Raw genomic sequence first — 23,415 nt, 5'->3', positions numbered from 1 at the left:
GTGGAGTGATAGGGATGGGAAAACAAACAGTATTTGTAATAGGAGCAGGACAAATGGGTTCAGGTATTGCGCAAGTATTTGCTCAAGCGGATTATGACGTATATTTGCATGATAAAGATGGAGCGATATTAGAGCGTGCAAGAAACTCTATCGAACGACTTTTATATAGGTCTGTGGAGAAAGAGCGTATAACAGAGGAAGAAAGGAATGCGATAGTAAATAGATTGCAATTCACTTCCCAAATAGAAGATGCAAAAGCAGCAGACTTAGTCGTAGAAGCAGTGGTGGAAAATATGGACGTCAAAAAGGAAATTTTTAAACAACTAGACGAAATTACGTCTCCATACACGATTTTAGCAACGAACACATCTTCTTTATCGATTACAGAAATAGCTTCTGTGACGAAACGACCTGAAAAGGTAATAGGGATGCATTTTATGAATCCTGTTCCAGTAATGGAATTGGTAGAAGTAATACGTGGTTTACAAACAGACGATATAACATATGAAACGATTGTATCTGTAACAAAAACCTTGTATAAAACAGCTGTTACGTCGAAAGACTTCCCAGGATTTATTTCAAATCGAATTTTAATGCCAATGATCAATGAAGCAATTTATACTGTGTATGAAGGTGTAGCAACGATAGAAGATGTCGATACGGTAATGAAATTAGGGATGAATCACCCGATGGGGCCATTGACATTAGCAGATTTTATTGGTCTAGATACATGTTTATACATTATGGAAGTGCTGTATGAAGGATTTGGAGATAGTAAATATCGTCCATGTCCATTATTACGCCAATACGTGCAAGCTGGTTGGCATGGAAAGAAGAGTGGAAAAGGATTTTATACGTATGAATCTTAAATAACTTATATGAAATGAAAGCGAGGGTGTTACAATGAATATCCAGTTGACGAGTGAACAACAAATGATGCAAAAGATGGTAAGGGAATTTGCGGAAAAAGAGATTACACCGTATATTACATCCATGGAAAATGGCGAGTTTCCGTACGATGTAATAAAAAAGATGGGTGAGCTCGGACTACTGGGTATTCCAATTGATGGGAAATATGGTGGGAGCAATATGGATTTTATGAGTTACATTATTGCTATTCACGAAATTTCAAAAATTAGTGCTGCGGTCGGAGTTATTTTATCAGTTCATACATCTGTTGGAACGAATCCAATTATTTATTTCGGTACTGAAGAGCAGAAGGAGAAGTATGTGCCTAAATTAGCAACTGGACAATACCTTGGTGCTTTTGCACTTACAGAGCCTAGTGCCGGATCAGATGCAATGAATGTAAAGACGAGTGCTAGAAAAGAAGGCGATGCATATGTGCTAAATGGTTCCAAGGTTTTTATAACGAACGGATTGGAAGCGGATACATTTATTGTGTTTACACGAACAGGTGCAGAAAAGTCTTCGAAATCGCTTACAGCTTTCATCGTCGAAAGAGATACAGAAGGACTCATTATCGGTAAGTCGGAAAAGAAAATGGGCTTACATGGTACGAGTACAGTCACATTAACCTTTGATCAGTGCAGGGTGAACGAAGCGAATCGATTAGGAAATGAAGGAGATGGCTTTAAAATTGCGATGGCCAATTTAAATATTGGGCGGATTGGGATTGCAGCACAAGCGTTAGGTATTGCGGAAGGAGCTTTATCACATGCAAGAACTTATGCAAAAGAGCGCACTCAATTTGGCACGCCAATTGCACATCATCAAGGCATTTCATTTAAGTTAGCGGATATGCATACGGCAGTAGAGGCGACTAGATTACTCGTATATCGTGCCGCATCTCTAATAGAAGCAGAGATAGAGTGTGCGAAAGAAGTATCGATGGCAAAATTAATGGCAGCTCAAACAGCACGTCAAGTAACAATTGAAGCGGTACAAATACTTGGTGGGTATGGTTATACAAAAGATTATCCAGTCGAACGATATTTCCGCGATGCTAAAGTAACGGAAATTTACGAAGGTACAAATGAAATTCAAAAAATGGTTATCGCAAAACGTCTGTAATGATAGAAAAAGTGTTGTACCTGTATAGTTCATAAAGAGATTGTTACGAAATAAGTAGATAGGTAAAGATGTGCTTGCGTAAGTAAGTTGGCATATAAGAAACATTACTAGATTTGATCGTGGTAGACCACATATATTTATAAACAATCAAGGAGGAATACAAATGTTTTTTCAATTAAACGATGAACAAAAAATGTTACAAAAAATGGTGAGAGATTTTGCGTTAAAAGAGGTAGAACCGACAGCAGCAGAACGAGATGAAGAAGAGAGATTCGATAGAGAAATTTTTGATAAAATGGCAGAACTAGGTTTAGCAGGTATACCGTGGCCAGAAGAATATGGTGGAATCGGGTCAGACTATATTAGTTATGTTATCGCAGTAGAAGAATTATCAAGAGTATGTGCCTCCGTGGGAGTAACCTTGTCTGCACATGTTTCTTTAGCAAGTTGGCCAATATTTACATATGGAAATGAGGAGCAAAAACAAACATTTTTACGAAGATTAGCGGAAGGATCTGCGATTGGAGCATATGCATTATCAGAACCAGGTGCTGGAAGTGATGTTGCTTCTATGACGATGACGGCGAAAGAAGATGGGGATGGATACGTTTTAAACGGTAGTAAAGTATGGATTACAAATGGTGGTGTCGCCGATATTTATGTCGTATTTGCAAAGACAGATGTAGATGCAAAACATCGTGGTATTTCGGCATTTATCGTTGAAAAAGGTACAGAAGGATTCACCTTTGGGAAAAAGGAGAAAAAGTTAGGAATTCGTTCATCACCTACGACAGAATTAATTTTTGAAAATTGCCGTATTCCGAAAGACAACTTACTCGGTGCCGAAGGAGATGGCTTTAAAATTGCGATGACAACGTTAGATGGTGGCCGAAGTGGGATCGCGGCCCAAGCAGTAGGAATTGCGCAAGGAGCACTAGATGCATCTGTTGCATATGCAAGAGAAAGAGAGCAATTCGGCAAGCCTATCGCACATAATCAAGGTATCTCCTTTAAATTAGCAGATATGGCAACAGATATTGAAGCTGCACGGTTATTAACGTATCAAGCTGCATGGTTAGAAAGTGAAGGACTGCCATATAGTGAAGCATCGGCAATGGCGAAGTTATTTGCAGGAGATGCTGCAATGCGTCATACCGTAGAAGCAGTACAAATTTTTGGTGGGTATGGTTATACAAAAGATTATCCTGTAGAAAGATATATGCGAGATGCAAAAATTACACAGATTTATGAAGGGACAAATGAAATACAACGTCTCGTTATTGGAAGAAGCGTAACAAAATAATAGTTTTTGGTTTGAAGGAGGGATGGACGTGGAGGATAATGTCGTATCTTCAGTCAAAGATGAATCATTAATTACAAAAAGACGTCATCAAATTATAAAAAGTGCTATTCAACTTTTTAAGGAGAAGGGATTTCATCGGACGACAACGAGGGAAATCGCACAGAAATGTGGTTTTAGTATTGGAACATTATATGAATATATTCGTACGAAAGAAGATGTTCTCTTTCTCGTCTATCAATCCATTAATGAAAGAGTATATCAACATTTACGTGAAAAAGTAGATTTAAGCGATGTTTCTTCGTCTAACATTATGGATACGATTGCTTCTTACTATCGATTAGTTGATGAAATGCAGGATGAAGTAATTATTTTGTATCAAGAAGTAAAATCATTGCATACATCGAAAAAAGAGGTCGTTTTACAAAAAGAACGTGACATGGTCGAATTGTTAACACGAGCCATATATGCGTGCTACGACGATAAAGTGAATGAGAAGGAAGCGACTCTTATTGCGAACAATATTTTTGTGCAAGGGCAAATGTGGGCATTTAGACGATGGACATTGCAAAAGCAATATACAATCGATGAATACATTCAGATGCAATTGGAATTATTTCAAAAGACGGTAGGGCTGACAACAATATATAAGGAGGGTTAATGATGGACAAATATGAACCTCAATATCCAGTTCGATTTGTAACAGCTTCCAGTTTGTTTGATGGGCATGATGTTTCTGTTAATATTATGCGTCGTATGTTGCAAGATACAGGGGCAGAAGTCATTCATTTAGGGCATAATCGGAGTGTAAAAGAAGTTGTTAGTGCCGCTATCCAAGAAGATGCCAATGCCATTGCCCTTTCTTCGTATCAAGGTGGTCATATTGAATATTTTAAATATGTCGTTGATCTATTACGTGAATATGGTGCTAGCCATATTAAAGTATTTGGCGGTGGTGGTGGGACGATTATTCCACGAGAAGTGAAAGAACTTCATGATTATGGGGTAGATTGGATTTTTACGCCAGAAGACGGTAGGAAGATGGGGTTACAAGGGATGATCAATAAAATGATGGAATTAAGTGATTATCCTTTGCCAATCGATATAGAGGAAGCATTAAAAGACCTTCGAAATGGCCGCCAATTAGCGATGTCACGCCTTATTACGTATGTAGAAAGAGGCGATATTTTAAAAGAAGAAAAAGAAACATTATTGGATCAAGTGAAACAGCATGTCAATAAACAGACTCCTGTTCTAGGAATTACAGGTACAGGAGGGGCAGGAAAGAGTTCTTTAACAGATGAACTTATTTTACGCTTTTTACAAGAATGTCCCGATAAAAAGGTGGCAATTGTATCGATCGATCCGACAAAACGAAAAACGGGTGGTGCTCTATTAGGAGACCGAATTCGAATGAATGCTATTTTTTCTAATCGTGTGTTTATGCGTTCCTTAGCGACACGAGATTCTCGAACGGAAATATCGAATGCAACGATAGATGTGATGCAAATTTTACGGGCATCTAATTATGATTTCATTATTATTGAGACGAGTGGAATCGGGCAAGGAGATGCGGAAATTACAGAAGTAACGGATTTCTCAATGTATGTGATGACTGCGGAATTTGGAGCACCGACCCAATTAGAAAAAATCGATATGATTGATTATGCCGATTTTATCGCAATAAATAAGTTTGAACAAAAAGGCTCGGAAGATGCTCTAATTCAAGTTCGTAAACAATATGAACGTAGTCGCTTACTTTTTCATGAAGATCCAGCAACGTTTCCAATCTATGGTACGATTGCAAGTCAATTCCATGATCCAGGTGTCAATCGATTGTTTGCTGCTTTAATCAAACATTTGAATGACCATTATGGATGGGAAGAAGAAATTCCATTTCAAGATGATGTGACAGTAGAACGGCGTACGATTATTCCGAATGACCGCATCCATTATTTGCGTGAACTTAGTGAAACAGTACGTAAATATCATGAACATGTAGAAAAACAAAGTGATATTGCACGTCAATTGTATCGATTAGAAGGTACGAAGGAAATGGTTCATGAAGATGAAGTGAGAGTATTGCTTGAACCGTATAAAGAAAAGTTGATGCGAGAATTGGAACGTGATACAGAAGAAATGTTGGAGCGTTGGGAACATTTACAAGAAAGATATGAAAAAGATATATATACTTTCAAAATACGTGATAAAATCGTCGAACTTCCTTTAACGACAACGAGTTTATCTGGATTGAAAATACCGAAAGTGAAATTTCCTCCTTATACAGATTGGGGAGATCGAATCCGTTGGTTAATGAAAGAAAATGTTCCGGGTTCTTTTCCGTATACAGCGGGTGTGTTTCCGTTAAAACGGGAAGGGGAAGACCCGACACGGCAATTCGCTGGGGAAGGGACACCGGCTAGGACGAATCGTCGTTTTCATTACTTGTCGGAAGGAAATGATGCAAAAAGATTATCCACTGCATTTGACTCTGTCACATTATACGGAGAAGATCCAGCATATGAGCCAGATATTTATGGGAAAGTTGGTGAAAGTGGTGTAAGCATTTGTACATTAGACAATATGAAGGAATTGTATAAAGGCTTTGATTTAACAGACCCAACGACATCTGTTTCTATGACGATTAATGGACCTGCACCAATTATTTTAGCGATGTATTTTAATACTGCAATTGTTCAACAAGTAGAAAAATTTGAAGAACACAATAACCGTCCTCCAACGACAGAGGAATATGAGGAAATTAAACGAAAAACATTAAGTGTCGTTCGTGGTACAGTTCAAGCAGATATTTTAAAAGAGGACCAAGGACAAAATACATGTATTTTTTCTACAGAGTTTGCTCTGAAGATGATGGGAGATATTCAAGCATACTTTATTGAAAACAATGTACGAAATTATTACTCCGTATCTATTTCAGGCTATCATATTGCAGAGGCTGGAGCGAATCCAATTACACAATTAGCTTTTACATTGGCAAATGGCTTTACGTATGTCGAGTATTATTTAAGTCGGGGGATGCATATCGATGATTTTGCTCCGAACTTATCTTTCTTCTTCTCTAATGGCTTAGATCCTGAATATACGGTTATCGGTCGTGTTGCTCGAAGAATTTGGGCTATTACGATGCGCGATAAATATGGTGCAAATGAACGAAGTCAAAAATTAAAATACCATATCCAAACATCTGGACGATCTTTGCATGCACAAGAAATCGATTTTAATGATATTCGTACGACATTACAAGCGTTAATCGCAATACAAGATAACACGAATTCGCTTCATACAAATGCTTATGATGAAGCAATTACAACACCGACAGAGGAATCTGTGCGTCGTGCATTAGCCATTCAATTAATTATTAATCGTGAATTTGGTTTAACGAAAAATGAAAATTCATTACAAGGTTCATTTATTGTCGAAGAATTAACGGAATTGGTAGAAGAGGCAGTTTTGCAAGAGTTTGAACGAATTAATGATCGTAATGGGGTACTTGGTGCGATGGAGAGACAATATCAACGTGGAAAAATTCAAGAAGAGTCATTATATTATGAAACGAAAAAACATTCTGGAGCGTTGCCAATTATTGGAGTTAATACGTATGTAAATCCGTCTCCACCTTCCGAAGAAGAGATAGACTCGATGGAATTAGCCCGTGCTTCTAAAGAAGAAAAGGTTAGCCAAATCGAACATGTAGAAAAATTTAAGGCTAAAAATAAAACAGAGGCTGAAGAAGCATTATATCATTTACAACAAGTAGCCAAAGCGGATGGTAATATTTTTGCAGCGTTAATGGATACGGTTCAAGTAGCTAGTTTAGGCCAAATTACCAATGCATTATATGAAGTAGGCGGAAAATATAGAAGAAACATGTAAAGGTTCAAACGAAAAACGGTGTGGGGCGGCAGTATATTATTGTCTGTCATCAGCACCGTTTTTTTTGTGAATGTAAACAATGGCATATACTATTTTCATTTCCTTGTTCTTCTTTTTACTTTTGTTACATACTATTTCCTAATAACATATTTATTCACAGATTTTTAACCGAATTTTATAAATTTTAAAAAGACGTTTCATGTCGCTTGATTATCTCATTATGAATGGTTATACTACAAAATTATTAGGATAATATTTTATTGAAAATAGATATAAATAATTAAAAAATAAAGGAAGTGCATTGGTCGTGGCATTAGAAAAATATTCAGAAGAACAATTATTAAAAATGTCGATGATTGAACTGGCGAACATCGTATTAGCAGATGAAAAAAAGGAAATGAAGTTTGCAGATTTATTTAACGAAGTAGCAAAATTAAAAAACTTTACGGACGCTCAGCGCCAAGATTTGCTCGCACGTTTTTACACAGATTTAAATGTTGATGGGCGCTTTATGACGTTAGGGTCGAATGTGTGGGGTTTAAAAAGATGGTACCCTGTGGAACAGACGACAGAAAAGTCACTAGCTGAATCAAGAAAACGTGATTTAGAAGAAGCAGATGAAGATTTTTATGATGAAGAGTTAGATGGTGAAGTAGAAGAAGAGGTGGAGGATGACATTTACGATGACATCGACCAATTAGAATATGATGAAGATAAAGAAAACGAATAGTCGCTAAAACGTCGAAAATTGCCCTATTTTGTCACTCTTAATACCTTGACATTTATCCAGATTATGAGTAATATTTTTATTGGGCTTTACAATGAAATTAAACTTAGATGCGTTTCCCCTAGCAGATCGGGAAACGCATTTCTTTTTTTACAAGGATACTTTATAGAATTTATTGAATAGAAAATTGAAATAATAATTATGGAGAAAGAGGGTACAACATTGACAAAATATATTTTTGTAACTGGTGGAGTAGTGTCGTCATTAGGAAAAGGGATTACGGCTGCATCTTTAGGGAGACTATTAAAGAACAGAGGATTAACTGTAACATTACAAAAGTTTGATCCATACTTAAACGTTGATCCAGGTACGATGAGCCCATATCAACATGGAGAAGTTTTCGTCACAGAAGATGGCGCTGAAACAGATTTAGACTTAGGGCATTATGAACGTTTTATCGATATTAATTTAAATCGATACAGCAATATTACGACAGGAAAAGTGTACTCAAGCGTAATTGAAAAAGAACGTAGAGGAGATTATAAAGGTGCGACGGTTCAAGTTATTCCACATATTACGAATGTCATTAAAGACCAAGTGTATAAAGCTGGAGATATGACAAATTCGGATGTTGTTATTACAGAGATTGGTGGAACTGTTGGAGACATTGAATCATTACCGTTTTTAGAAGCGATTCGTCAAATTAAAAATGAAGTAGGACGCAAAAATGTTATGTATGTTCATTGTACGCTCGTGCCGTATATTCGAGCTGCTGGTGAATTGAAAACAAAGCCAACACAACATAGTGTGAAGGAATTACGTTCTTTAGGGATTCAACCAGATGCAATCGTCCTTCGTTCAGAACAAGAAATTAGCGAAGAAATGAAAGAGAAGATTGCGTTATTTTGTGACACAGATAAAAAAGCAGTTATTGAAATGTTAGACGCTGACACACTATATCATGTACCAATTGCATTACAACAGCAAAATTTCGATGATCTAGTTTGTGAACATTTAGAATTAGGTGAAGGCGAAGCAGATATGACAGAGTGGATTCAACTCGTAAATAAAGTGCGTAATTTATCTAAAACAATTCATATTGGCTTAGTTGGAAAATATGTCGAGTTACCAGACGCATACATCTCAGCTGTAGAGGCATTAAAACATGCAGGATTTACGTATGGTACAGATGTAGAGGTTCATTGGATTGATTCTGAAAATACATCAGAAGAAGTGATGAAAGAACAATTAAGTGCAGTGGATGGGATTGTTGTTCCGGGTGGATTCGGTACGAGAGGAATCGACGGAAAGATTATCGCTGTTCAATACGCACGTGAACAAGGTGTTCCTTATTTAGGAATTTGCTTAGGGTTACAATTAGCAGCAGTAGAATTTGCGCGAAATGTATTAAAATTAGAAGATGCTCATACGACAGAAGTGGATGAGCAAACAGCAAATCCGGTCGTAAAATTAATCGATGGACAAGATTTAAGTGAGGGAATTGGAAATTCATTACGATTAGGGGCACATGATGTCGTTTTAAAAGATGATACGAAGGCGAAAAAAGCATATGGGCAAGAAGAAATAAGCGAACGTCATCGCCATCGTTATGAAATTAATGACGCATTTATTGCACCATTAGAAGAAGCAGGTTTCATTGTCTCTGGATATGGTACAGATGGAAAATCTGTAAAAGTAATGGAGTTAAAAGATCATCCTTGGTTTGTTGCATGTCAATATCATCCAGAATTTAAATCTAGACCGACAAATGCACATCCGTTAATTGAAGGATTTGTTGATGCAGTTGTAAATAAAAAGTTTAACTAATATTTTTAAGAATAATTACAAAGAGACGACGTAAAACGAGCAGAACATGTTGCAAGCTAAACGTCGTCTTGGTATTCTATTGATAGTATGATTTTTTGAAAAATTATGTTAAGGAGCTGGACGAAATGCCATTAGTATCAATGAAGGAAATGTTAATTACAGCAAAAGAAAACAAATATGCGGTAGGACAGTTTAATATTAATAACTTAGAATATACGCAAGCAATTTTAGAAGCGGCGGAAGAGGAAAAATCTCCAGTTATTTTAGGTGTATCTGAAGGTGCTGCACGTTATATGGGTGGATATAAAGTGGCAGTGGCTATGACAAAGGCAATCATGGAAGAAAGTAATATTACTGTGCCAGTGGCAATCCACTTAGACCATGGTTCTAGTTTTGAAGCTTGTGCAAAAGCAATTCAGGCTGGATTTACTTCTGTTATGATTGACGCTTCAAGTAAACCGTTAGAGGAAAATATTGCAACGACAAGCAAAGTAGTAGAATTAGCACATTTCCACGATGTATCTGTCGAAGCGGAATTAGGAATTGTCGGCGGACAAGAAGATGACGTAATTGCAGATGGTGTTATTTACGCAGACCCAGCTGAATGTGTTCAATTAGTAAATGAAACAAATATTGACTGTTTAGCACCCGCATTAGGTTCTGTTCACGGACCGTATAAAGGCGAACCAAATTTAGGTTTTGAAGAAATGGAAGAGATTTCGAATAAAACAGATGTACCTTTAGTGTTACATGGTGGAACAGGAATTCCTTTAAAAGATATTCAACGTGCAATTTCTTTAGGAACAGCAAAAATTAACGTGAACACGGAAAACCAAATTCAACAAACGGCAAAAATTCGTGAAATTTTAAATAATGATACAGAAGTATATGACCCACGTAAATATATGGGACCTGGACGTGAAGCAATTAAGCAAACAGTCATTGAGAAAATGCGTGAATTCGGTTCATCCGGACAAGTAAAATAATAAAAATAGAGGAGCGATATTAGTGGAATTTTTTATTGATTCGGCAAACATTGACGAAATTCGTCAGGCGAAAGCTTTGGGAATTTTAGGGGGAGTGACAACAAATCCTTCATTAGTTGCAAAAGAGGGAGTGGACTTCCATGATCGCCTTCGTGAAATTACAACAGAAGTAACAGCTGAATCTGTTAGTGCAGAAGTCATCGCAGAAGATGCAGAAGGTATGATTGCGGAAGGAAAAGAACTTGCAGCCATCGCTCCAAACATTACGGTAAAAATCCCAATGACGATGGAAGGTTTAAAAGCAGTAAAAGCATTAAGTGACTTAAATATTACGACAAATGTGACGTTAATTTTTAATGCGAACCAAGCATTACTTGCAGCAAGAGCTGGTGCAACTTACGTATCGCCGTTTTTAGGGCGTTTAGATGATATTGGACATGATGGAATGGATTTAATCGCGACGATTTCAGCGATTTTTAATCAATTTGCGATTGATACGAAAATTATTGCAGCATCGATTCGTCATCCACTACATGTGACAGATGCAGCATTAAATGGGGCACATATTGCAACAGTTCCATTTAAAGTATTAAACGGCTTAGTACAACACCCTTTAACAGATAAAGGAATTGCACAGTTTTTAGCGGATTGGGCAGCAACACAAGAGCAGTAAATTCACAAGGAAAAGAAGTGAGGGACTAGGATGGAAAAGATTATGATCGAAGGCGGTCATCTGTTAGAAGGGAAAGTAAGGATCAATGGTGCAAAAAATAGTGCTGTTGCATTAATCCCGGCCGCCATTTTGGCAGATTCCACTGTAACACTTGATGGATTACCGAATATTTCTGATGTAGATACATTGCAATCGATTTTGGAAGATATTGGCGCAAAGGTAGTACAAGACTCGAAGCAAAAGATACATATAGATCCTTCGTCAGTCGTTTCCATTCCTCTTCCTAATGGAAAAGTACAAAAGCTACGTGCATCGTACTATTTAATGGGCGCTATGTTAGGGAAGTTTAAACGTGCGGCAATTGGTCTTCCAGGTGGATGCTATTTAGGCCCACGTCCGATTGACCAGCATATTAAAGGGTTTGAAGCACTCGGTGCAAAAGTGAAAAATGAAAAAGGCGCTCTTTATTTAGAAGCCGAAGAATTACGTGGTGCACGAATCTATTTAGACGTAGTGAGTGTAGGTGCGACAATTAATATTATGTTAGCAGCAGTGTTAGCGAAGGGGAAAACGACGATCGAAAACGCCGCTAAAGAACCGGAAATTATTGATGTTGCTACATTGTTGACGAATATGGGCGCTAAAATTAAAGGTGTAGGAACAGATATTATTCGTATTGAAGGTGTCGATCGCTTGCACGGCTGTAAACATACAATCATACCTGACAGAATAGAAGCGGGTACATATATTATTGCGGCAGCTGCACAAGGGAAAGAAGTAGTCATTGATAATGTGATTCCAGAACATTTAGAATCATTGTTAGCGAAATTGCGTGAAATGGGCGTAGCGATTGAGCAACATAATGATCAACTACTTATTAAACCTGGTGAAAAGTTGAAAAGTGTAGATATTAAAACATTGGTATACCCAGGATTTCCAACCGATTTACAACAACCTTTCACATCACTATTAACGAAGTCAAAAGGAACAAGTATCGTTACAGATACGATTTATACAGCTAGATTTAAACATATTGATGAATTGCGCCGTATGAATGCAAAAGTGAAGGTAGAAGGTAGTGCTGCCATTGTTACAGGTACGGAAAAGCTAGAAGGTGCCAAAGTAAAAGTAACAGATTTACGTGCGGGAGCAGCATTAGTCATTGCAGGATTAATGGCAGATGGCATTACGGAAATTACTGAAATTGATCATATAGATCGTGGATATGAAGATATTACTGAAAATTTACGTCGTTTAGGTGCGAAAATTTGGCGTGAAAAAGTGATGGAATCGAATGAAACGATTAGTATGAAAGGTTTATAACTCATAAAAAGGGGATTTTTAAACGATGGAAAGAAGTTTATCGATTGAATTAGTTCGCGTTACAGAGGCGGCAGCATTATCATCAGCAAGATGGATGGGTAGAGGCTTAAAAAACGAGGCGGACGATGCAGCAACAACCGCAATGCGTACAGTTTTTGATACGATTCCAATGCGTGGTACAGTTGTTATTGGAGAAGGAGAAATGGATGAAGCTCCAATGCTTTATATTGGCGAAAAACTTGGTACTGGAAGAGGACCTTTAGTAGATGTTGCTGTTGACCCACTTGAAGGAACGAGTATCGTTGCACGTGGTTCTTGGAACGCTTTATCTGTTATTGCTATTTCAGATGGTGGTAACTTATTACATGCTCCAGACATGTACATGCATAAAATTGCTGTCGGTCCAGAAGCGGTTGGAAAGATTGATATTAACGCATCAGTGGAAGAAAACTTACGTGCTGTAGCGGAAGCGAAAAACAAAGATATTGAAGATGTATTAGCTGTCGTATTAAACCGTGATCGCCATCAAGGGTTAATCGAAGAAATTCGTCAAACAGGTGCTAGAATTAAATTAATTCAAGACGGTGATGTTGCAGGGGCAATCAACACTTGTTTTGACCATACAGGAGTAGATATTTTATTCGGTATTGGTGGTGCACCAGAAGGCGTTATTTCAGCAGTTGCTTTAAAGTGTTTAGGCGGAGAAATCCAAGGGAAATTAGCACCATCCAATGAAGAAGAAATTGCCCGTTGTAAAAAAATGGGGATTGCAGACTTGAATAAAGTGTTTTACATGGACGATTTCTGTCCTGGGGATGATGCCATTTTTGCTGCGACAGGTGTGACGGACGGGGAATTACTAAAAGGTGTTCAATTTAAAGGACAAAGAGCGACAACACAATCTGTCGTAATGCGTGCGAAAAGTGGTACGATTCGTTTCATTGACGGTCAACATAGTTTAAAGAAAAAGCCAAATTTAGTATTAGATAATGATTAATATTTTCTTCTACAGATAGAGTTGAATATATGAAGAGAAAGTTGTATGATACAAATAGACAAGAGACGGTCTAGTTTTACAACGAACTCTTCATTCGGCTCCTCTTTTAAACAAGCATTCTTTTTAATCTCCTATATAAATAAACGTGTACATATGAACAACATATAACATGTTATCCTATCAAAAAGAGCAACCAAAATTACTTTAAAAGAGATACGAATAGAAATAAATGAATAGGTGTGATGATGTGTCTGAAATAACGATTTCTCATTTAGAAAGCTTGACGTTGAAAGACATTTATAAATTAGCGAAAGATTATAAAGTTTCCTATTATGCGAAACTAACAAAAAAGGAATTAATTTTTGCGATATTAAAAGCGCAAGCAGAAAAAGACGGGTATTTATTTATGGATGGGATTTTAGAAGTGATCCCTTCAGAAGGTTTTGGTTTTTTACGTCCAATTAACTATTCTCCAAGTGCGGAAGATATTTATATTTCTGCATCCCAAATTCGTCGTTTTGATTTAAGAAATGGGGATAAAGTATCTGGAAAGGTTCGACCACCGAAAGAGAATGAACGTTATTACGGTTTATTACACGTGGATGCTGTCAATGGCGATAATCCTGAAACAGCAAAAGAACGAGTCCATTTTCCAGCTTTAACTGCTTTATATCCTGATCGCTATATGACATTAGAAGATTCTCCACAAAATGTATCGACGAGAATTATAGACTTAATGACACCAGTTGGTTTTGGCCAAAGGGGATTAATCGTTGCTCCACCAAAAGCGGGTAAGACGATGCTTATTAAAGAAATTGCTAATAGTATTTCGAAAAACCACCCAGAGGCAAAACTAATCATTTTATTAGTCGATGAACGTCCAGAGGAAGTGACAGATATTGAACGTTCTGTTGCACCAGATGTTGATGTAGTTAGTTCTACATTTGATGAAGTACCAGAAAGTCATATTAAAGTATCTGAACTCGTATTAGAGCGTGCGATGCGCCTAGTAGAACATAAACGCGATGTTATCGTATTAATGGATAGTATTACACGTTTAGCACGTGCATATAACTTAGTAATTCCGCCAAGTGGACGTACATTATCCGGAGGGATTGATCCAGCAGCATTTCACCGTCCGAAGCGATTTTTTGGTGCGGCAAGAAATATCGAGGAAGGTGGAAGTTTAACGATTTTAGCAACTGCCTTAGTAGATACAGGATCACGGATGGATGATGTCATTTATGAAGAATTTAAAGGTACAGGTAATATGGAGTTACATTTAGACCGTAGCTTAGCGGAAAGAAGAATTTTCCCGGCAATCGATATTTTACGTTCAGGAACTCGAAAAGAAGAGTTACTCGTTTCGAAAGATCATTTAGAAAAAATGTGGATGATTCGAAAATCAATGCAAGATTCTCATGAGTTTACGGAGCGATTTTTAAAGCGTTTGAAAGCAACGAAAACAAACGAACAATTCTTGGATGATATCGGGGAAGAAATTAAAATGAAGCGAAATCAACGCTCATAAAAGTAAAAAAAGACTTGCATTACATACCTAATACTGTTATAATATCAAGATGTGAGGTTAGGTAGGTTTAACTTATAATTGTGAATAATCATTTTTTGTAAAAGAGGTGGAAAAACATGAAAAGCGGAATTCATCCAGAATACCAAAAAGTAATCTTTTTAGATACAAGTTCAGATTATAAATTTTTAAGTGGTTCTACAAGAACATCTGAAGAAACAATGGAATGGGAAGATGGTAACACTTACCCAGTCATTCGTGTTGAAATTAGTTCTGACACACACCCTTTCTACACTGGAAAGCAGAAAGCAGACAGAGCCGGTGGTCGTGTCGATCGATTCAAAAAGAAATACAACATGTAAAACAAATAAGAAACAAAAATACAATCGTAACCTATTACAATCAGGCAAATTTATGCCTGATTTTTATTTACAAAAAATCCGATTTTTGTATAGGAATGACATTCAATAAAGTTGAACCATTTTTACATACCTACTATAAATGAAACGTGAAAATAGTGTATACTAAGTATTGGAACTTGATTTTACGGAAGTATAAAAGAGGTGGAAACACATGTTAGATAAACTACAATCATTAGAGGATCGGTACAATAAATTAAACGAACTTTTAAGTGACCCAGAAGTAATTAGTGATTCGAATAAACTAAGAGAATATTCGAAAGAGCAATCCGATCTTGAACCTGCTGTTACGGCATATCGTAAATATAAAACGAGTGTGGAAGAATTAGACGACGCAAAAGAAATGTTAGCGAGTGAATCAGACAGTGATATGTTAGATATGATTAAAGCGGAGATTTCAGAGTTAACATCCGATATAGAAGCATCAGAGGAAGAGTTAAAGGTATTATTATTACCGAAAGATCCGAATGATGACAAAAACGTTATCGTTGAAATTAGAGCAGCAGCTGGTGGGGATGAAGCTGCATTATTTGCTGGTGATTTATATCGAATGTATGCGCGTTTTGCGGAAGCGAATCGTTGGAAAACAGAAGTTATTGAAGCGAACTCAACGGGAGTTGGTGGATATAAAGAAATTATTTTCATGATTCATGGTAAAGGTGCTTATTCTAAGCTAAAATTCGAAAACGGGGCACACCGTGTACAACGTGTACCTGAAACAGAAGCACAAGGACGTGTTCATACATCTACTGCGACAGTTGCGGTATTACCAGAGGCAGAAGATGTTGACGTAGAAGTTCGTAATGAAGACGTAAAAGTGGATACGTATCGTGCAAGTGGTGCAGGTGGACAGCACGTGAACATGACAGACTCGGCTGTTCGTTTAACCCATTTACCAACAGGGATTGTCGTATCGTGTCAAGATGAGAAATCCCAAATTAAAAACCGCGAAAAAGCTTTTAAAGTGTTGCGTGCCCGTTTATATGACAAATATCAACAAGAAGCTGAAGCGGAATATGCAGAATCAAGAAAATCTGCCGTCGGTACTGGAGATCGTTCGGAACGTATTCGTACGTACAATTATCCACAAAACCGTGTAACAGATCACCGTATCGGTTTAACGATTAAAAAATTAGATCAAATTGTCGAAGGAAAAATCGACGAAATTATTGATGCTTTATTAATTGAAGACCAAACGAGTCGTCTACAGGAAGTTAGTGAATAAAATGAATACGAGAAAAGTATATGAAGTCCTAACATGGGCTTCTTCTTTTTTAGAAAAACATGGACGCGACCCCCATATCGCAAAAATTTTAATCGAACATCATGTACAAGTAGATAGTGATACGTTTCATATGATTTTACGGGATGAAATGGAAGAGAAGCAGTATAGAGCCTTTATGTCCGATGTGAAGGAGCACGTGGATACGGGAATACCTGTGCAACATTTAGTAGGATATGAATATTTTTATGGAAGGCGATTTACTGTAAACGAGCATGTACTTATTCCACGCTTTGAAACAGAAGAATTAGTTTATCATCTTATCCAACTTATCGAATCGAAGTATAAAGACGAAACAGTAACGATTGTTGATATCGGCACTGGATCAGGTGTTATTGCAACGACATTAGCTTTGGAGCTATCGAATGCAGTAGTATATGCGACAGATATATCGGAGGCTGCCCTTCAAGTTGCAACACAAAATGCAACGAATTTGGGGGCGAATGTTACGTTTAGGCAAGGAAGTTTTTTAGAACCGGTAGTAGAAGCAAATATAAACCCGCAAATAATCGTTTCAAATCCTCCCTACATCGATAAGGCGGAAATAGAAGAATTAGAAGATACGGTGAAAAATTATGATCCGCATGTAGCACTTTTTGCGCCGAATAAAGGATTATATGCATATGAATCTATCATGGAACAATCTAAAAAAATTCCTTCTATTGAATGTATCTGTATGGAAATCGGATATGAGCAAGCAAAGGCTATAACAAATATAGTAGAAAAAACATATCCAACAGCACAAACCGAAACAATCGTTGATATTAATGGAAAAGATCGAATCATTTCAGCAACTTTACGTTAAAGAGGTATAACCTTTTTCTTATCTGTCCATAATGTTCCTAAAAGCAGTTGGGGGCAAAAACGATGAGAAAATTCGCATTATTATTTTTAACGATTTGTTTTTTAGGGATGTTTTATCCGATGACTGTACATGGGACAGATTATGCTGTAGAAATGATTCCGGAAGACGCAATCCGTTTACGTATTTTGGCGAATAGTAATGATATGAAAGATCAACAAATGAAATATACTGTTCGCGACGAAGTAAATGCCTATTTATCTACTGAAATATCTCAAGTGACATCGATTGATGAGGCACGCAAGCGAATGGAAGAAATATTACCAAAGGTAGAGGAAATTATTGCAAATACATTAGAGCAAGAAGGGGAACGTTTATCTTTTACGGTGCAGTTTAAAAAAGACGTACCATTTCCGACGAAAAAGTATGGAAAATATGTGTATCCTGCAGGTGATTATGAGGCGCTTCTTATTACGCTTGGCGAAGGAGAAGGGGACAACTGGTGGTGCGTGCTTTTTCCTTCTTTATGTTATTTAGATTTATCCAAAGAAGAAAAAGCTGAAATGGAGCAAGCGAATAAAGAAGAGGAAAAAACAGAGAAGAAAACAGTGAAAATCTTCCTTTTCGAATGGTTTGGGTTAACGTAATAAGCTAACATGGAAGAAATGGGGATGGAATAAAACCGAGTGAACTACAAAAGGGAATTTCAGTAAGTTAATTTGTACTGGAATTCCTTTTTCATTTTATTTGATCAACTTCTTCGCTCCATAAATCTACTTCGCATTCCACGAGCCGGTCTCAACCAATAAAGAAATTCACTTTCATTTTATTCGTTTTTCCTTTGTATCGTTTGTAGCGATGGTTTGTATATTATATTCTAGATTAATCTTTTGTGAAACATCGTTATATCGTCTAAAATATAAGGAGAAGTGAGGGAACGAAATGAAAACAAAAATATTCACAATGAACGGACAAAATGATGAAGCATATATAAAAGAGGCTGCAGCCTTATTACGAGCTGGGGAAGTTGTCGCATTTCCTACTGAAACAGTTTATGGTTTAGGTGCAGATGCAACAAACGAAACGGCTATCGCAAAAATTTTCCAAGCGAAAGGTCGACCGAGTGATAATCCGTTAATTGTTCATGTCGCAACTAAAGGGCAATTAAATGAACTTGTACAAGTTTATCCATCTTATGTAGACACATTAATTACGGCTTTTTCTCCTGGACCAATTACATACGTCTTAAAACGTAAAAACAATGTCGCAACAAATGTTACCGCAAAATTGGACACAGTAGGAATACGGATTCCGAATAATGATGTCGCTTTACGATTATTAAAAGAAGTAGACTTGCCGATTGCAGCGCCAAGTGCAAATATGTCGGGGAGACCAAGTCCAACAAAAGCGTCACATGTATATGATGATTTAAATGGAAAAATTGCAGCCATTGTCGATGCAATGGAAGCAGAGGTTGGCGTGGAATCAACAGTAATAGATTGTACGGGAGATGTTCCACTCATTCTCCGAGTCGGTGCGATTACGAAAGAAGCTATTGAAGCCGTTGTGGGAGAAGTACGTACATTGTCTAAAAAGGAAAAGACGGAAAAACCAAAATCTCCAGGGCTCAAATATAAACATTATGCACCTGAAGTGCCACTCATATTAGTAGAAAACAATGCTCTACTGCAGGAGATTGTTGACCGTTATGAAGCAGAAGGAAACAGAGTCGGTGTCATTGTGACGAAAAAGATGGCCGAGAATATAGAAGCAGCACATAAAATTGTGATTGGAAATAAGGACGTAGAGATAGCACAAATGTTGTATGATACTTTACGTTCGTTAAAGAAAGATCAACTCGATGTCGTCGTTTCGCAATCCTTTTCGGTAGAAGGGGTCGGTTTAGCGATCATGGATCGTTTAACGAGGGCAGCTACAGAAATAGTATACAAGTAAACTTCTAATCTATCCCTATTTTGCATACATTGTACAAGCAAATTAGGGAGGATTAACAATTTGGTATATGATCTTATTTCATGGATGCCTGTTGCACTTGCAATAAGTATGGATTGCTTTTCTGTCGCAATCGCCTTAGGGTTAGTTGAAAAAAGAATAAAACAAAAAGTATCTGTTAGTGTCATGCTCGGCATTTTTCATAGTGCTTTTCCTTTAGCGGGGTTGTTATTTGGTGTATATCTTTTCCCATTTATTCATCATTTAGCAGCCTTTTTAAATACAGTCATCTTTACGACGATTGGTTTGTTTACATTGTTTTCTATATTCGAGGAAAAAAAGCAGACGTTTTTCGCTGGTTGGAAACTGATTTTTGTTTGTATGTTTGTAAGTGTAGATAGTTTTCCAGTCGGTCTTACGTTTGGCTTGGCAGGCACGAAGCATATGTCGATGATATTTTTGTTTGGTGTAACAGCGATGGTTGTGTCATTTATTGGTTTGACCTTTGCACATTTATTACGGGGGAGGGTTGGCATATTTGGAGATGTTTTCAGTGGTATTTTATTTATCTATTTAGGATGGAAACATTTCATGGCTATATTTTAAGTTTAAAGACCTACGGAGTAAATTTAAATATAGTTCAAAAGTTTGTGTTGTTGTGGTATATTAATGAATAAGGAAAGATGAGGAATAAAGATGAATATTTTATTTGTTTGTACAGGTAATACATGTAGAAGTCCGATGGCAGAAGCGATGTTAAAGGAAAAACTGCCACAAATAGAAGTACAGTCTGTTGGAATATTTGCGAATGAAAACGAGACCGCCCATGAACACGCGATGCAAGTTTTAGAAGAAAAGGGTATTTCTTTTACGCACCGTTCAGAAGCAATTCGGTTGGATCATATGCATTCCGCCGATATTGTTTTAACGATGACAGAGGATCATAAACATGTGTTATTACGTCTATTTCCACAGTATAAAGAAAAGATTTTTACATTAATTGAATATGTTTCAACAGAAAAGATTCCGTTATTTCAAGGTGGATATAATATTCCTGACCCGTTTGGGGGAGATGTATTGATTTATCGTGAGACAGCGGAGACATTAGAAACATATATCGATCATCTAGTACGCAAGATTAATTAGTAGGGAAGGATCATGCAAATGAAAAAGGCATATCGATTTGGTTTGCAAAAAAAATTAGTACTATTTACAACGCTATTAGCTTTTATTACGTATACATGTAGTGCTATTTTTATTTATGTTATTTACGATTTCATATCTCCGTATGTACAATTGAAAGAAGAAATCTTTATTATGATGACATTTTTATTAGGGATTATTTGGACAGGTATATTAGCTTTTGTTGCGGCGAGGTTTATAACGAAACCATTGCAGCAATTAGAGGCTGCAGCAACAGAGGGAGCAAAGGGGAATTTAAAACAAGAAATTCATATACCGGAAGCAGATGATGAAATTCGTGCGTTAAGTATTGCGGTTGATATGATGTTTAAAAACATTCAAGGTATGGTACATAATATACATAGTAACTTTACAAACACAGATCGTGCTGTGGAAGAGATGAAACAAGTGGTCGATACAGCAACACAGCATTCAAGAGCGATTACAGATGCAACGAATGAAATATCTGCAGGGGCAGTTAATGCGGCGGAATCAACTCAACAAACCGTTGAGGCGATTGAGGAAGCGACTCTTTTAGCGGAAGAAGTACAACATAAAGCAGAAACATCTACAAATAAAGCGACAGAAATGTTAAGTGTGTTATCAGAGAGTAAACAAGTAGTTCATCAACTAGTTTATGGTATTCAACAGCTGGCAGAGGAACAAGCTTTATCGTTACAAGATGTGGAACATTTAAAAGAAAATGCTTTAGAAGTTGAATCTATTATTACGATGGTCGGCGAAATTGCAGAGCAAACAAATTTACTCGCCTTAAATGCGTCGATTGAAGCGGCAAGGGCAGGAGAGCATGGAAAAGGCTTTGCGGTGGTCGCAGATGAAATACGTATATTAGCAGATGAAAGTGCGAATGCAGTGCAACAAATTTCTACTTTAATTGGCTCGATACAAAACGATGTGACAAATGTAGTGAAAAAGATTAATGAACATGTCGTACATGCACAGGAAAAAGCGGAGGCAGGAGCGTTAACGAATACATCGATTGAACATATGTCTACATCTGTAACAGAAGTGGCAAATGAAGTGACGACTATCCGAGATTTAGTGAATCGTCAATTACAATTTATTCAAATGACAGTACAACAATCACAAGAAGTTGCAGCTATTTCAGAAGAAACATCCGCTGCGACAGAAGAGGTTAGTGCTGCAGTAGCAGATCAAGATAAAACGATTCAAGACGTGGAACAGTTAGCAAAAGCATTATCGGTTCAATCAGAGGAATTAAACAAACAAATTAGCCAATTTAATGTATAATAAGAAGAACAAAGCTTATTTTAGGAGGAGTTCTTTTTGAAAGTTATTATATCAGGCGACCATGCTGGAATGACTTTACGTAATGAAGTGAAAAGCGTATTAGAAGAATTAGGATATGAGTATGAAGATGTTGGAGCAGATTGTACTGCATCTGTTGATTATCCAGATTATGGTATTGGGCCAGCAGAACGAGTTGCTAACGGCGAGTTTGACCGTGGAATTTTAGTTTGTGGGACAGGTATTGGTATTTCCATTTCTGCTAACAAGGTAAAGGGCATTCGTTGTGCTCTCGTTCATGATGTTTTTTCAGCGAAAGCAACGAGGGAACATAATGATTCTAATATGTTAGCGATGGGGGAGCGAGTAATTGGGCCTGGATTAGCAAACGAAATCGTGAAAACATGGTTAACGACAGAATTCGAAGGTGGCCGCCACTTAAATCGAGTGAATAAAATTACAGCATATGAAGAACAATGTGAAGCTTAAATGCATATAAGGAGGTCATTTTATGAACTCTATATTAAATAATGTCCGAGAAGACATGGAAGCAGCTATGATGGATTGGTCCGCACTGCAAGCAATCCGTGCAGGTGAAATCTTCGTTGTCGGCTGTTCAACGAGCGAAGTGATTGGAGAAGCAATCGGAAGTGCGGGGAGTGAAGAGGTAGCAAGAGAAATCTTCACCCATGTACAACGATTTGCACAAAATGCACAAGTGTTTTTAGCTTTTCAATGTTGTGAACATTTAAATCGTGCCTTAGTCGTAGAGCGAAAAATATTAGAGAAGTATCCATTAGAAGAAGTGAGTGTAAAACCAGTTCGAGATGCTGGCGGATCGATGGCTACTTATGCATACGAGCATATGGATGAGCCTATTGTTGTGGAGGCAATTCAAGCACATGCAGGCATCGATATAGGGGACACATTCATTGGCATGCATTTAAAACATGTCGTAGTCCCAGTTCGTTTATCTGTTTCTTCTATAGGGAATGCACATATGACGATTGCCAAAACACGACCGAAGTTAATTGGTGGCGCGAGAGCGGTATATATATAGATGATAAAATCCGAACAGAAGCGGTGTATTAACCGTTAATGTTCGGATTTTCGTCATAAAACATAGAAAAAATGAAGTTTTATGCATTTATTATGTAAAAATGAATTATTTTTTGTTATGATATGTATATATTTCATTTCTAGGAGGAACGAAAAATAA

At 37.2% G+C, this 23,415-nt stretch carries 22 protein-coding genes; all 22 read left to right on the top strand.

What is annotated here, in order from left to right:
* Window positions 1-14 precede the first annotated feature (14 nt).
* The 22 genes from SPD45_RS04570 (at window position 15) to SPD45_RS04465 (ending at window position 23,256) form a co-directional block, all read left to right on the top strand.
* Window positions 15-869: a 3-hydroxybutyryl-CoA dehydrogenase gene (locus tag SPD45_RS04570; protein ID WP_336266526.1), complete on the top strand. Its 855-nt coding sequence runs from the start codon at window positions 15-17 to the stop codon at window positions 867-869.
* Between the two features lie 34 nt (window positions 870-903).
* Window positions 904-2,034 carry an acyl-CoA dehydrogenase gene (locus SPD45_RS04565; RefSeq protein WP_336266525.1) on the top strand — a complete coding sequence of 377 codons (1,131 nt, stop codon included), beginning with the start codon at window positions 904-906 and terminating at the stop codon, window positions 2,032-2,034.
* Window positions 2,035-2,197: 163 nt separating this feature from the next.
* Window positions 2,198-3,337: an acyl-CoA dehydrogenase gene (locus SPD45_RS04560; protein WP_336266524.1), complete on the top strand. Its 1,140-nt coding sequence runs from the start codon at window positions 2,198-2,200 to the stop codon at window positions 3,335-3,337.
* A 28-nt stretch (window positions 3,338-3,365) separates the two neighbouring features.
* Window positions 3,366-3,995, top strand: a complete 630-nt coding sequence (locus tag SPD45_RS04555; RefSeq protein WP_442961987.1) for a TetR/AcrR family transcriptional regulator — start codon at window positions 3,366-3,368, stop codon at window positions 3,993-3,995.
* 2 nt (window positions 3,996-3,997) lie between these two features.
* Window positions 3,998-7,228, top strand: coding sequence for a fused isobutyryl-CoA mutase/GTPase IcmF (gene icmF, locus SPD45_RS04550; protein WP_336266522.1), 3,231 nt, complete (start codon window positions 3,998-4,000; stop codon window positions 7,226-7,228).
* 307 nt (window positions 7,229-7,535) lie between these two features.
* Entirely contained in the window at window positions 7,536-7,958 is a 423-nt protein-coding gene (gene rpoE, locus SPD45_RS04545; RefSeq protein WP_336266521.1) for a DNA-directed RNA polymerase subunit delta, read from the top strand.
* A gap of 219 nt (window positions 7,959-8,177) precedes the next feature.
* The gene (locus SPD45_RS04540; protein WP_336266520.1) at window positions 8,178-9,782 is read left to right on the top strand and encodes a CTP synthase; all 1,605 of its coding nucleotides are present in this window, start codon (window positions 8,178-8,180) and stop codon (window positions 9,780-9,782) included.
* A gap of 125 nt (window positions 9,783-9,907) precedes the next feature.
* Entirely contained in the window at window positions 9,908-10,768 is an 861-nt protein-coding gene (locus SPD45_RS04535) for a class II fructose-bisphosphate aldolase (protein ID WP_336266519.1), read from the top strand.
* Between the two features lie 22 nt (window positions 10,769-10,790).
* A complete protein-coding gene (fsa, locus tag SPD45_RS04530) occupies window positions 10,791-11,441 on the top strand; it encodes a fructose-6-phosphate aldolase (protein ID WP_336266518.1) in 651 nt (216 codons plus the stop codon).
* 30 nt (window positions 11,442-11,471) lie between these two features.
* Complete coding sequence (locus SPD45_RS04525) at window positions 11,472-12,764, top strand: UDP-N-acetylglucosamine 1-carboxyvinyltransferase (protein ID WP_336266517.1); 1,293 nt, start codon at window positions 11,472-11,474, stop codon at window positions 12,762-12,764.
* Between the two features lie 25 nt (window positions 12,765-12,789).
* Window positions 12,790-13,761 carry a class II fructose-bisphosphatase gene (gene glpX / locus SPD45_RS04520; RefSeq protein WP_336266516.1) on the top strand — a complete coding sequence of 324 codons (972 nt, stop codon included), beginning with the start codon at window positions 12,790-12,792 and terminating at the stop codon, window positions 13,759-13,761.
* A 247-nt stretch (window positions 13,762-14,008) separates the two neighbouring features.
* Entirely contained in the window at window positions 14,009-15,292 is a 1,284-nt protein-coding gene (rho, locus tag SPD45_RS04515) for a transcription termination factor Rho (protein WP_336266515.1), read from the top strand.
* A gap of 116 nt (window positions 15,293-15,408) precedes the next feature.
* Window positions 15,409-15,651 (top strand): type B 50S ribosomal protein L31, encoded by a 243-nt coding sequence (locus SPD45_RS04510; RefSeq protein ID WP_336266514.1) that lies wholly within the window; start codon window positions 15,409-15,411, stop codon window positions 15,649-15,651.
* A gap of 211 nt (window positions 15,652-15,862) precedes the next feature.
* Entirely contained in the window at window positions 15,863-16,933 is a 1,071-nt protein-coding gene (prfA, locus tag SPD45_RS04505) for a peptide chain release factor 1 (RefSeq protein ID WP_336266513.1), read from the top strand.
* 1 nt (window position 16,934) lies between these two features.
* On the top strand, window positions 16,935-17,795 hold the full coding sequence (prmC, locus tag SPD45_RS04500; protein ID WP_336266512.1) for a peptide chain release factor N(5)-glutamine methyltransferase: 861 nt from the start codon (window positions 16,935-16,937) through the stop codon (window positions 17,793-17,795).
* Window positions 17,796-17,857: 62 nt separating this feature from the next.
* Window positions 17,858-18,439, top strand: a complete 582-nt coding sequence (gene spoIIR, locus SPD45_RS04495; protein WP_336266511.1) for a stage II sporulation protein R — start codon at window positions 17,858-17,860, stop codon at window positions 18,437-18,439.
* Between the two features lie 295 nt (window positions 18,440-18,734).
* On the top strand, window positions 18,735-19,748 hold the full coding sequence (locus SPD45_RS04490) for an L-threonylcarbamoyladenylate synthase (RefSeq protein WP_336266510.1): 1,014 nt from the start codon (window positions 18,735-18,737) through the stop codon (window positions 19,746-19,748).
* Window positions 19,749-19,808: 60 nt separating this feature from the next.
* Window positions 19,809-20,351 (top strand): manganese efflux pump MntP, encoded by a 543-nt coding sequence (locus tag SPD45_RS04485; RefSeq protein WP_336266509.1) that lies wholly within the window; start codon window positions 19,809-19,811, stop codon window positions 20,349-20,351.
* A gap of 90 nt (window positions 20,352-20,441) precedes the next feature.
* Entirely contained in the window at window positions 20,442-20,891 is a 450-nt protein-coding gene (locus SPD45_RS04480) for a low molecular weight protein arginine phosphatase (RefSeq protein WP_336266508.1), read from the top strand.
* Between the two features lie 12 nt (window positions 20,892-20,903).
* Window positions 20,904-22,199, top strand: a complete 1,296-nt coding sequence (locus tag SPD45_RS04475; protein ID WP_336266507.1) for a methyl-accepting chemotaxis protein — start codon at window positions 20,904-20,906, stop codon at window positions 22,197-22,199.
* 36 nt (window positions 22,200-22,235) lie between these two features.
* Entirely contained in the window at window positions 22,236-22,685 is a 450-nt protein-coding gene (gene rpiB, locus SPD45_RS04470) for a ribose 5-phosphate isomerase B (protein WP_336266506.1), read from the top strand.
* Window positions 22,686-22,707: 22 nt separating this feature from the next.
* Entirely contained in the window at window positions 22,708-23,256 is a 549-nt protein-coding gene (locus SPD45_RS04465; protein WP_336266505.1) for a TIGR01440 family protein, read from the top strand.
* Window positions 23,257-23,415 lie beyond the last annotated feature (159 nt).

Origin of the sequence: Pseudogracilibacillus sp. SO10305 (genome assembly GCF_037072005.1) — a bacterium.
GTDB lineage: Bacteria > Bacillota > Bacilli > Bacillales > Amphibacillaceae > Pseudogracilibacillus > Pseudogracilibacillus intestinigallinarum.
Note: the sequence above shows the minus strand (reverse complement) of the source record. Positions and strands in the feature narration are given on the sequence as shown.

Excerpts from the sequence above, each read along its gene's own strand:
- spoIIR (WP_336266511.1), top strand. The coding sequence starts at position 17,858 with ATGAGAAAATTCGCATTATTATTTTTAACGATTTGTTTTTTAGGGATG.
- glpX (WP_336266516.1), top strand. The coding sequence starts at position 12,790 with ATGGAAAGAAGTTTATCGATTGAATTAGTTCGCGTTACAGAGGCGGCA.
- SPD45_RS04465 (WP_336266505.1), top strand. The coding sequence starts at position 22,708 with ATGAACTCTATATTAAATAATGTCCGAGAAGACATGGAAGCAGCTATG.
- SPD45_RS04565 (WP_336266525.1), top strand. The coding sequence starts at position 904 with ATGAATATCCAGTTGACGAGTGAACAACAAATGATGCAAAAGATGGTA.
- SPD45_RS04475 (WP_336266507.1), top strand. The coding sequence starts at position 20,904 with ATGCAAATGAAAAAGGCATATCGATTTGGTTTGCAAAAAAAATTAGTA.
- prmC (WP_336266512.1), top strand. The coding sequence starts at position 16,935 with ATGAATACGAGAAAAGTATATGAAGTCCTAACATGGGCTTCTTCTTTT.
- icmF (WP_336266522.1), top strand. The coding sequence starts at position 3,998 with ATGGACAAATATGAACCTCAATATCCAGTTCGATTTGTAACAGCTTCC.
- SPD45_RS04480 (WP_336266508.1), top strand. The coding sequence starts at position 20,442 with ATGAATATTTTATTTGTTTGTACAGGTAATACATGTAGAAGTCCGATG.
- SPD45_RS04510 (WP_336266514.1), top strand. The coding sequence starts at position 15,409 with ATGAAAAGCGGAATTCATCCAGAATACCAAAAAGTAATCTTTTTAGAT.
- SPD45_RS04490 (WP_336266510.1), top strand. The coding sequence starts at position 18,735 with ATGAAAACAAAAATATTCACAATGAACGGACAAAATGATGAAGCATAT.
- prfA (WP_336266513.1), top strand. The coding sequence starts at position 15,863 with ATGTTAGATAAACTACAATCATTAGAGGATCGGTACAATAAATTAAAC.
- SPD45_RS04525 (WP_336266517.1), top strand. The coding sequence starts at position 11,472 with ATGGAAAAGATTATGATCGAAGGCGGTCATCTGTTAGAAGGGAAAGTA.
- SPD45_RS04570 (WP_336266526.1), top strand. The coding sequence starts at position 15 with ATGGGAAAACAAACAGTATTTGTAATAGGAGCAGGACAAATGGGTTCA.
- SPD45_RS04535 (WP_336266519.1), top strand. The coding sequence starts at position 9,908 with ATGCCATTAGTATCAATGAAGGAAATGTTAATTACAGCAAAAGAAAAC.
- SPD45_RS04560 (WP_336266524.1), top strand. The coding sequence starts at position 2,198 with ATGTTTTTTCAATTAAACGATGAACAAAAAATGTTACAAAAAATGGTG.